Source organism: Pantoea sp. F_5, assembly GCF_008631595.1.
Classification (GTDB): Bacteria; Pseudomonadota; Gammaproteobacteria; order Enterobacterales; family Enterobacteriaceae; genus Pantoea; species Pantoea gossypiicola.
Window position 1 is genome coordinate 326,073 of record NZ_VWUO01000001.1, and the last position, 11,248, is coordinate 337,320.

Consider the following 11,248-nt stretch of genomic DNA (forward strand, 5'->3'; position numbering starts at 1 on the left):
ACGTTCACCAGAGCATTGCAGTGTGATATACTTTCGCACCTTTAAAATCCGGGATTAAGTAGAGGGATAGCGGCTCCATGAGCGACCTTGCGAGAGAAATTACACCGGTCAATATCGAAGAAGAATTAAAGAATTCTTACCTCGGTTACGCCATGTCGGTCATCGTTGGCCGAGCTTTACCCGATGTGCGTGATGGCCTGAAGCCGGTTCACCGTCGCGTACTTTATGCGATGAGCGTACTGGGTAACGACTGGAACAAACCCTATAAAAAATCTGCCCGCGTCGTCGGTGACGTTATCGGTAAATATCACCCGCATGGTGATTCCGCCGTTTACGACACCATTGTACGTATGGCCCAGCCTTTCTCCCTGCGTTACATGCTGGTGGACGGACAAGGCAACTTCGGTTCCATCGATGGCGACTCCGCTGCAGCGATGCGTTATACCGAAATTCGCATGTCGAAAATCGCCCACGACCTGTTAGCTGACCTGGAAAAAGAGACCGTCGATTTCGTACCGAACTATGACGGCACTGAGCAGATCCCTGAAGTTCTGCCGACTAAAATCCCTAACCTGCTGGTGAACGGTTCATCCGGTATCGCCGTGGGTATGGCAACCAATATTCCGCCACATAACCTGCGTGAAGTGATTAACGGCTGCCTGGCGTACATTGAAGATGAGAACATCAGCATTGAAGCGCTGATGGAGCACATTCCGGGGCCTGATTTCCCGACCGCCGCCATTATCAATGGTCGCCGTGGCATCGAAGAAGCGTACCGCACCGGACGCGGCAAGATTTACATTCGCGCACGTGGCGAAGTGGAAGCCGATGCGAAAACAGGCCGCGAGACCATCATCATTCATGAGCTGCCGTATCAGGTGAACAAAGCACGCCTGATTGAGAAGATTGCGGAGCTGGTGAAAGAGAAGCGTGTTGAAGGCATCAGCGCACTGCGCGATGAGTCTGATAAAGACGGCATGCGCATCGTGATTGAGATCAAGCGTGATGCCGTCGGCGAAGTGGTCCTGAATAATCTCTATTCACTGACCCAGCTGCAGACCTCGTTTGGCATCAATATGGTGGCGCTGCATCAGGGCCAGCCGAAGATTATGGCGCTGAAGGAAATTCTGGATGCCTTCGTTCGCCATCGTCGTGAAGTCGTCACGCGTCGTACCATCTTTGAACTGCGTAAGGCCCGTGACCGCGCGCATATCCTGGAAGGTCTGGCGATTGCGCTGGCGAATATCGATCCGATTATTGAGCTGATTCGTCGTGCGCCAAATCCGGCAGAAGCGAAAGCGGGTCTGATTGCACAGGCGTGGGATCTGGGTAACGTGTCAGCGATGCTGGAGCGTGCAGGTGATGACGCCGCGCGCCCTGAGTGGCTGGATCCGCAGTACGGCATCCGTGATGGTCAGTACTATCTGACCGAGCAGCAAGCTCAGGCGATTCTGGATCTGCGTCTGCAGAAACTGACTGGCCTCGAGCACGAGAAGCTGCTGGATGAGTATAAGGCACTGCTGGAGCAGATCGCTGAGTTGCTGCACATTCTGTCGAGCGCCGAGCGTCTGATGGAAGTGATTCGCGAAGAGCTGGAGCTGATGCGCGATCAGTTTGGCGACGATCGTCGTACAGAGATCACCGCCAACACCGCCGATATCAATATCGAAGACCTGATCAATCAGGAAGATGTTGTGGTGACATTGTCGCATCAGGGCTATGTGAAGTATCAGCCGCTGACCGACTATGAAGCGCAGCGTCGTGGTGGTAAAGGCAAGTCAGCCGCACGTATCAAAGAAGAGGACTTCATTGATCGTCTGCTGGTAGCGAATACCCATGACACGATTCTTTGCTTCTCAAGCCGTGGTCGTCTCTACTGGATGAAGGTTTATCAACTGCCGGAAGCAAGTCGTGGCGCGCGTGGACGTCCAATCGTCAACCTGCTGCCGCTGGAAGCCAACGAGCGTATTACGGCGATTCTGCCGGTACGTGAGTATACCGAAGGCTTCAATATCTTTATGGCGACCGCGCTGGGTACTGTGAAGAAGACGGCGCTGAAAGAGTTCAGCCGTCCGCGTAGCGCCGGCATTATTGCCGTGAATCTGCGTGATGACGATGAGCTGATCGGTGTGGCGCTGACCAACGGTAATGACGAAGCGATGCTGTTCTCCGCTGCCGGTAAAGTGGTGCGCTTCGCAGAAACCGCCGTTCGTGCCATGGGTCGTACCGCTTCCGGCGTGCGCGGCATCAGGCTTGCTGAAGGCGATCGTGTGGTGTCGTTGATTGTGCCGCGTGAAGAGGGTGCCATTATGACCGTGACGCAGAATGGTTACGGTAAGCGGACTGCCAACAGCGAATACCCGACCAAGTCGCGTGCGACGCAGGGTGTTATTTCAATCAAAGTGACTGAACGTAATGGTCCGGTGATTGGCGCGGTTCAGGTTGTCGATGGCGACCAGATTATGATGATCACCGATGCCGGTACGCTGGTGCGTACTCGCGTTTCAGAAGTGAGCGTCGTGGGTCGTAATACCCAGGGTGTGATCCTGATTCGTACCGCAGAGGATGAGAACGTAGTCGCTCTGCAACGTGTTGCCGAGCCGGTTGAAGAAGAAGAGCTGGATTCAATCGACGGCAGCGTGGCGGAAGGCGAAGATGATATTGCGCCGGAAGCTGAGATTGACGATGAAGAGGTTGCACCGGAAGCGGATCTGGAAGACGAAGACGACGCGGCTGAAGACGAAGAGTAATTTGTCTGAGGTAAGCTGAGGTTCGTTGCAGAAACGGCAGGTCAGGGGAAACCCGGCCTGCCGTTTTTTTTGGGGCGCATCGGCGCTGGATTGCAGTGGCTGTGAGTTGGGGGCCGGGAGCCGGTTGCTGTGAGCCGGGAGCCGCCGAAAGACCCGCTATGCCCGACCGCAAAGGATTCCCGCATCCCTGCGGATCGGCCACGCCATCCGTGGCGTGGACGCTTTGCTCTCCGGGCTTAGCGGATCTTTCTTTTTGGGATTACTGCGTCGCTTAAAGTGGGGGCAGGGTTGGGGAGGCTGTGAGTCAGAAGCCGCCGAAAGACCTGCTATGCCCGATCGCAAAGGATTCCCGCCTCCCTGCGGATCGACCACGCCATCCCTGGCGTGGACGCTTTGCTCTTCGGGCATAGCAGGTCTTTCTTGTTTAAACAGCATTGTCGCTTTTAGTTCTTACGGGCAGGCCTTTACGCAAGCCTTCTTGTTCACTGATACTAGCTGCTTTCGCTATCCTGAAAGTTTCCCAAACTTTCCGCTAAGCCTGCGGCTGGCTGGCTTTTTTCGCCTGATAAAGCTAGTGTATGGGCATTAAAAATCGATGATGCGACTAACCTTGCCAACTGCGAGTTACCTTTGAAATATCCTGTCTCTTTCCGCACTACGCTTCGCATCTCGCGCTATCTTTTTCGCGCGCTGGCGCTGCTAATCTGGACGCTGGGTGCCGTTCTGACGGCGTTTTACATCATCAGCGTGCTGCACAATAAAGAGACGCAGGTCCGGCAGGAGTTCGCCAGCAACTACGGCACGATACAGTGGTATGTGCGCCATTCGGCGGACATGATGCGTGAGCTGAAATATATCACCGAAAACCGCTTATCCAACGCCAGCAGTGGTCTGGATGTGCTGACCGGCATGATGCCGGGCAAAACTACCCAACCGCAGTTTACGCCGCTGTTCTCGGATGGCGACTGCACCTCAATGAGCAATACCTGGCGCAATTCGCTCGATTCACTCAGCTACTACATCAATTACTGGAAAAGTAACTTCGCCTCATCGTATGAATTAAATCGGGTGTTCTTTATCGGTGGTGAGAGCCAGTGTCTGGCCGACTTTACCATTGGCAGCAGTAATGCCGATCGGGAACGCAGCCTGAAATCACTGCGTGAGAATGTGCTGCGCTATCGCAACAGCAGTGAGGAAGATCGCCGCAATCCGATGTACTGGATCAACAGCAGTGCTCAGCCTGGTGTCGGCACCTTCTATATGGTGGTGCCGGTTTACGTCGCTAACAAACTACAGGCGCTGCTGGGTGTTGAGCAGAATATCCGGCTGGATGAGTTTATTCAGCCGGGTAGCCTGCCGATTATTGCGTCCATTACCGACGAAAATTATCGTCCACTGCTTAACTCGCGGCGCGGCGGGCTGGGATTCTCGCTCGATAATCTGCCGGATGATAAAACCTGGTTTGGTTATCTGAATGGGTATCGTCAGCTGGTGCTCAAGAAACCGCTGCCGCCATCCGATCTCAACGTGGTGTGGTCGATACCCACCGACGTGATGGTGGATCAGCTCAAGCTGATGATTATTAATGCGCTGCTGCTCAATATTTTCAGCGCCGTGATCCTGTTTACCCTTGCATGGGTGTTTGAGCGACGGATGTTCCTGCCGGCGGAGGAGAATGCCCACCGGCTGGAAGAGCATGAGCAGTTCAACCGTAAGATTGTTGCTTCTGCGCCGGTCGGGATCTGTATTTTACGCACCAGCGACGGCACCAATATTCTGAGTAACGAACTGGCGCATAACTATCTGACATTGCTGACGCAGGAAGATCGTCTGAAGCTGAATGAGATAATTGGCGGGCAGCAGGTCAATTTTGTCGATGTGCTGACCGGCAGTAATACCAACCTGCAGATCAGCTTTGTGCATTCGCGCTATCGTAATGAGAACGTGGCGATTTGCGTACTGGTCGATGTTTCGGCGCGCGTACGAATGGAGCAGTCTCTGCAGGAGATGGCCCACGCGGCAGAGCAGGCCAGTCAGTCTAAATCGATGTTCCTGGCTACCGTCAGTCACGAACTGCGCACGCCGCTATATGGCATTATCGGTAATCTTGATCTGTTACAGACCAAAGAGCTGCCCAGCGGCATCGACTCGCTGGTGACGGCGATGAACAACTCCTCCAGCCTGCTGCTGAAGATAATCAGCGATATTCTCGACTTCTCGAAAATTGAGTCTGAGCAGCTGAAAATCGAACCGCGTCCGTTTGCCCCGCGCGAAATCGTGACCCACATCGTCGGCAACTATCTGTCGCTGGTGGTGAAGAAGCGGCTGACGCTCTACTGCTTCATCGAACATGACGTGCCGCAGGTGCTGGACGGCGATCCGCTTCGTCTGCAGCAGGTGATCTCGAACCTGCTGAATAACGCGATTAAGTTTACGCACACCGGCTGTATTATCCTGCATGCCTGGGTTGCTGAGGGCTATCTGGCCTTCCGCGTCCGCGATACCGGTGTCGGCATCCCTGCGAAAGAGCTGCCGCGCCTGTTTGATCCCTTCTTCCAGGTGGGAAATGGCGTGCAGCGTAATTTCCAGGGCACCGGGCTGGGACTGGCCATCTGTGAAAAGCTGATCAACATGATGGATGGTGACATTGAGGTCGACTCAGAGCCAGGCATGGGCAGCCAGTTCATTGTGCGTATTCCGATCTACAAAGGGCAGAAGCCGTTGCTGATGCTGCTTGAGGATTTACAGGATAAGAAAATCTGGCTGGCGATGCGCAACGACTATCTGGCGCAATTTATCACCCGTCAGATTCAGCAGCAGGGCATTGAGGTTGCGGAATATAACGGTAAGCCGGGTTACGACGATGTGGTGATGACCGATTACGAACTGGAAATTGACTTACCGCTGCGGGCGCTGATCACCTTTGACGGCTCGCATGTGGATATGCCGCGTGAACGTCAGCCGGGACGCTGGATCCACTCGACAGCCACGCTGCACGAGGTGCCGGCTCTGCTGGCGCGCATCTATCGTATTTCGCTGGGCCACGATGCGGCGGATGCATTGCTGCTGACTGCACCGGTCGAAGAGAAAGTGCATAACGATGACATCATGGTGCTGATTGTCGATGACCATCCCATTAACCGCATGCTGCTGTCGGAACAGCTTGGCACGCTGGGCTATCAGGTCAAAACCGCGCAGGATGGCGTGGATGCGCTTAACGTACTGAGTCGTCATGAAATCGACATCGTGCTGACTGACGTGAACATGCCAAACATGGATGGTTATCGCCTGACGCAGCGTTTACGTCAGCTGGGCCATCTCTTCCCGGTCGTCGGCGTGACGGCGAATGCGCTGGCGGAAGAGAAGCAGCGTTGTATGGATGCGGGTATGGATAACTGTCTGTCGAAACCGGTGACGCTGGATGTGCTGAAAGTGACGCTGGCAATCTATGCTGATCGGGTGCGTAAAACGCGGCCGGGATAAAGCAGGATAGGGCAGAGAAGAGGCGGTGCAGGCTGCACCGCCTCAGACGTAACTTAGTCTCTTTCGACCTGACTCTGGCTGACAGACGACAGGTAGTTCAGCAGCGCGATATCGTTATCCACGCCCAGTTTCATCATTGCTGATTTCTTCTGGCTACTGATGGTTTTGATACTGCGGTTCAGTTTCTTGGCGATTTCGGTCACCAGGAAACCTTCTGCGAACAGACGCAGTACTTCGCTCTCTTTCGGTGACAGGCGTTTGTCGCCATAGCCACCTGCGCTGATCTTCTCCAGCAGTTTCGCAACGCTTTCCGGCGTATATTTCTTGCCTTTCTGCAGTGCAGCCAGTGCTTTTGGTAAATCGGTAGGCGCGCCCTGTTTCAGGACAATCCCTTCGATATCAAGATCCAGCACAGAACTCAGAATCGCCGGGTTATTGTTCATGGTCAGAACAATAATTGAGAGATCCGGATAGTGGCGTTTAATATATTTAATCAGCGTAATGCCATCGCCATACTTCTCACCTGGCATAGAGAGATCGGTGATCAGGACGTTAGCGTCTAGCTTGGACAGATTATTGATCAGTGCTGTTGAGTCTTCGAACTCACCTACAACGTTGACCCATTCAATTTGTTCCAGAGACTTTCGGATACCGAAAAGGACAATTGGATGGTCATCGGCAATAATTACGTTTAAGTTATTCATCTTATTGGTTACCTTGCTGCAGCAGTTGATTGACGTAAGCGTCAATATCACTGGTGGTATTTGTAATGTTTGAATCGTCACACGCTTTAATGTGGTGTTCTAACTCTTCACAAAGCTGTTTGCCGGGAGTCAGATTGAGCATGGCAAACACGCCCTTTAGGCGATGCGCTGTCTGAGCAAGCGAGGCGTAGTCCTTTTCCGCCGACTCAGTATACAGTCTCTTCACATCAACCGGTACTGTCTCCGTAAACAGCTGGAAATAGCCGCCGCTCATCAATGGCGTGGCCGCGTCGTCTTCCATGTCGTTATCCATCACATCATGCGACAGTTGTTTCTCAATCAGGGCCAGTAAGGCATCGAGCATCGCATTACTGAGATTGAAATTGACCCGATACTGCTGGTCGTTCAGTGCATGATGACCCAGTTCATCTTCCGCCAGCAGCAGTGCCCAGCCGCTAAGCTTTGTGGGGTCGTCGGTCACCAGCACATCGTGATCCTGACCGGAAATGCGCTCATCGGGAGTCAGACACCGCGCGCCCCAGTTTTCCAGATGGCGGCAGACGATTTTATGCACGTCCTCCACGGTGATCTCCACCAGCGCGGTCACACCATCCAGAATTTTTTCCTCTTCTTCTTCGTGCTTCTGCTCCAGCACCAGCGGCAGCTGCATGTTATAGCGCGTGCCGATATCCGCTTTTGCCACGATATCGAGACTGCCACCCATCTGCTTGCAGAGCTGCTTACACAGGAAGAACGCCATGCCGGAAGCCTGTCCGTAGCGATCCTGACTGGTATCGCCCAGGAACGGGAAGTCGACATTCGCCATCTCATCCACCGTCAGGCCCGCTCCGGTGTCCACCAGTTCGATGATTACTCTATCGGCCTGTTTGTCCGCAGCCTTAACTTCCAGGGTGATTTTTCCCCAGCGGGTAGTGGTCAGAGCATAGTGCATCAGCGTGGTCAGCACTTTGCGCAGTGCGCGACGGTCGCCAAATCGCGTCTCGTCATTCGCCAGATGGTTATTCACCACCAGCGACAGCCCTTTGCGACGCATCAGCGGCAGGCTTTCCAGTGCAATTTCGTCCAGCAGCTCCTGCAGGTTAAAGACGGTCGCATCCGGTGACCAGTCATGTGCCTCAAGCCGGTTGAGCAGCACGATATCATCCACCAGTCGCGCCAGACCCTGGCTCTCATCGAGCAGGTCCAGCACGGTCTCATCGGCATCACGCTGGCTGAGTTGCACCAGTTGCGTCACCATCTTCTCCAGAGGCTGATTCAGCGCATGGCCCAGATTGTGCAGCAGTTGCTGACGCATCTGATGGTTGCGATCCAGCACCTGCTGCGCTTTCTGCAGTTTCTTGTTCACCAGCAGCTCACGATCCTGATCACGCATCATAAACAGCTGAGTATGTGGCGACAGCACGCTACGGGCGTGGCGGATTTCATACACTTCGTTATTGATAGTGGCCTGCAGCACGCCCTGATGCTGGTCGGACATATTAATAATCTTCTGCAGATTGAGATGAGGCAAAAGATGTTCAGCAATCTTATTGCTCAGCAGGGTGCGGTTGCTGGCAAAGTCATACACCAGCAGACCCACTGGCAGACTGGCCACAATCTCTTCATTCAGTACCCGTAGCGAATCGAGTTCAGCGCTCTGATTCTCGCTGGGACGCAGCGACTGCTGGCGCAGCAGCACGATACCCGCCAGCGACAGCAGGAACAGCAGCAGGTTGATTAGCAGCGGCCAAAGCAGGTTGTGCAGGCTGTCGATAATCAGGCGGGTAATGGGCACCTGATAGACCAGTTGCAGCGACGTACTGGGCAGGGTGGCCGTAATCTCAATATTGGGATTAACCAGTGTGATGCGGGTGTTTTCCACCTCCTGCTGATCGGCTGTCGTGGCAGGCATAGAGCTGTCCTGACGCAGCTGGAAGTTTTCCAGCGGCATGTTCTGCGGAACAATATCGTTAACCGGCAGATCAAAGGCGACCACCGTGGCCAGATGGCCCGGCTGATTAAAGGTGGTGCGCAGCGTGAAATAGTGGTCGTTCTGGAAGGCGAGGTGGCGCAGCGGCGAGAAGCTCTCGCGTTCATCCAGCGCATTAGCCTGTTGCAGCATCTCCGCGCGGCGGCTATCGACCATTGAGCTGATAGCGCTCTCTTTATAGCGCGTCGCCATATCTTTCAGCGGCAGGGTCGAGATCATAATCAGGCTGTTGTCCTGACCATTTAAAAAGTACATCGACCAGGTGGGGTTTTCTGCGCCCCACAGCGTGTCGAGATAGTTCGACATCCGCATGGTCATATCCAGCGTGCTGCTGTCGTGTGAGCCGAAAATCAGCGCCTCGGTTTTACGCCGGGTTTTTTCCAGGTAATAGACATCAGGACGCAGCCGCGTCTCCTGCAGATTGCTGCCGGGCGTTGCGCCTGCCGCACTGGTGGAAAGATTTTCATAGATCTGCCAGGTGGCAAAGCGGTAGGCGTCGATGCGCTTCTGCACGTCACGCGCCAGATCGTCCATCGCATAGCGTTTGCTGGTCAGCCAGGCATTGACCGAGTTGTGCACCATAAAGCCCAGCGCCAGCAGCAGCACCAGATTGAAAACCACAAAAAAGCGGGTGACATTGCCGGAGGTCAGTGGAAACTTATACAACATAGCGTGTCAGGTACCTGAATTATCGCGCAACTTTTCGCGCACTGGCGGCTACCGCTAACAGCAACAGCGCGATCATTAAAAATGCGCCGCTGAGGCTGATCCATTGCGAAATGAATCCGATTAAAGCCGGACCTGAGAGAATACCTGCATATCCCAGCGTTGTCATGGCAGAAATCGCCAGGTTCGCAGGCATATCCTGTTGATTCCCGGCAGCATTGAACAACATCGGCACCGTATTGGATAAACCAAAGCCCACCAGCAGGAATGCCAGCAGGGCGATCTCCGGCCACGGTAACCAGACAGCCAGCGTCATGCCCGCTGCGGCAGTCAGTGCGCCCGTCAGCATCACCGGATAGCGACCAAAACGCTGGATGATCTTATCGCCGCTAAAACGGCCCAGCGTCATCGCCACCGAAAAGACCGCATAGCCCAGACCGGCGTAAGCGGGTGACATCGCCGGATTCTGTAGCAACAGCAGCGCCCCCCAGTCCAGCACTGCCCCTTCCGCCAGGAACAGGATAAAGCAGAGCAGGCCAAGAAATGCGACCCAGCCGCGTGGGATCACCAGCCAGGGCTGATCGGGCTGATGCAGGCGCTGGCTCATTAACACCGGCAGTCGCCACAACAGCAGTAACAGCATCACGGCCATCACCACCAGGGTCGCGTGCAGCGGCGTAAATGAGCGACTCAGCAACAGGCTCACTGTACCCGCACCGAGAATCCCGCCCAGACTGAAGAAGCCATGAAAGCCGGACATCATCGGCTTATCAGCAGCCTGCTCAACCTGTACGGCCTGATAATTCATCGCGACATCCAGCATGCCCAGACCAGCACCAAACAGCATCAGCGCTGCTGCCATCACCAGATGAGAGTCAGCCGTGGCCAGCAGCGGCATCATAAGCAGTACTAACAGCGTGGAGAAGCCCATGACCCGACGGCAGCCAAAACGTGCCACCAGCGTGCCGGTCACCGGCATCGCGGCCAGCGAACCAATTCCCAGGCAAAGCAGTAACGCGCCTAAGGAGGCACCGCTGAGCTGCAGACGATCGCGGGCAAACGGCACCAGCGGTGCCCAGGCTGACATCCCTAAGCCATTAATCAGAAAGATAGTGCGCGTGCCCCAGTTCAGGCGGCTCTGATGCTTATGTTGTTGTGCAGCGTCCAGTGCAGTCATAGGTCAGATTCATCAAAGATAAAGCGGAAAAGTGTAGCACTGGCCGCGAGTTCAGTGGCCGTTGCGCCTCTTATCAAAGTGGTGCAGTAACATCGTTTAAATGGCAAAACCGGGAGTTTACCGACTTTTGCTGCGCCACGAATTTTTTCCAGAACTTTCCTGGTATGACCACCCCCTTCACGGCGTGACTTAACTCAAATTTCAATACTGTTTTTCAACAACTTGCTGCCCAGCAGGACCAGCCATAAATGATGGCTGAATCGCATAATTAATAAATTTATTTTTCTGGTCTCATGTTTTCTGAAGGGTGGTTTTTTAACCTTTTTGCATCATTTATGGAAACAGTCAGCAATAAATTGACATGAAAAAACAAGGGCAAAGCACATTTTTTGAAAACTGAAATTCAGCCATGGCTAATGTAATTAAGATTAAATCATAATGAAATCTGTACATTGACGTTGATTTTTAGCGCGGTTAC

Annotated in this window: 5 protein-coding genes; 2 read left to right on the forward strand and 3 right to left on the reverse strand. The window is 54.0% G+C overall.

Annotation, left to right across the window (positions count from 1 at the left end; translation table 11 throughout):
* The first annotated feature begins 77 nt into the window (after positions 1-77).
* Together gyrA and rcsC are read left to right on the forward strand one after the other, a co-directional pair.
* A complete protein-coding gene (gene gyrA, locus F3I44_RS01630; RefSeq protein WP_150010520.1) occupies positions 78-2,750 on the forward strand; it encodes a DNA topoisomerase (ATP-hydrolyzing) subunit A in 2,673 nt (890 codons plus the stop codon).
* A gap of 630 nt (positions 2,751-3,380) precedes the next feature.
* Positions 3,381-6,233 carry a two-component system sensor histidine kinase RcsC gene (gene rcsC / locus F3I44_RS01635; RefSeq protein ID WP_150010518.1) on the forward strand — a complete coding sequence of 951 codons (2,853 nt, stop codon included), beginning with the start codon at positions 3,381-3,383 and terminating at the stop codon, positions 6,231-6,233.
* 53 nt (positions 6,234-6,286) lie between these two features.
* Here the strand turns inward: rcsC and rcsB are convergent, their stop codons facing one another.
* The 3 genes from rcsB to F3I44_RS01650 are packed head-to-tail and all read right to left on the reverse strand — an operon-like array spanning position 6,287 to position 10,770.
* Positions 6,287-6,937 (reverse strand): response regulator transcription factor RcsB, encoded by a 651-nt coding sequence (rcsB, locus tag F3I44_RS01640; protein WP_003854204.1) that lies wholly within the window; start codon positions 6,935-6,937, stop codon positions 6,287-6,289.
* Between the two features lies 1 nt (position 6,938).
* A complete protein-coding gene (gene rcsD, locus F3I44_RS01645; protein WP_150019228.1) occupies positions 6,939-9,596 on the reverse strand; it encodes a phosphotransferase RcsD in 2,658 nt (885 codons plus the stop codon).
* A gap of 19 nt (positions 9,597-9,615) precedes the next feature.
* Positions 9,616-10,770, reverse strand: a complete 1,155-nt coding sequence (locus F3I44_RS01650; RefSeq protein ID WP_150010514.1) for an MFS transporter — start codon at positions 10,768-10,770, stop codon at positions 9,616-9,618.
* Positions 10,771-11,248: the final 478 nt, after the last annotated feature.

What these genes read in the sequence shown, in the direction of transcription:
- gyrA (WP_150010520.1), top strand. Translation starts at nt 78, where the DNA reads ATGAGCGACCTTGCGAGAGAAATTACACCGGTCAATATCGAAGAAGAA.
- rcsB (WP_003854204.1), bottom strand. Translation starts at nt 6,937, where the DNA reads ATGAATAACTTAAACGTAATTATTGCCGATGACCATCCAATTGTCCTT.
- rcsD (WP_150019228.1), bottom strand. Translation starts at nt 9,596, where the DNA reads ATGTTGTATAAGTTTCCACTGACCTCCGGCAATGTCACCCGCTTTTTT.
- F3I44_RS01650 (WP_150010514.1), bottom strand. Translation starts at nt 10,770, where the DNA reads ATGACTGCACTGGACGCTGCACAACAACATAAGCATCAGAGCCGCCTG.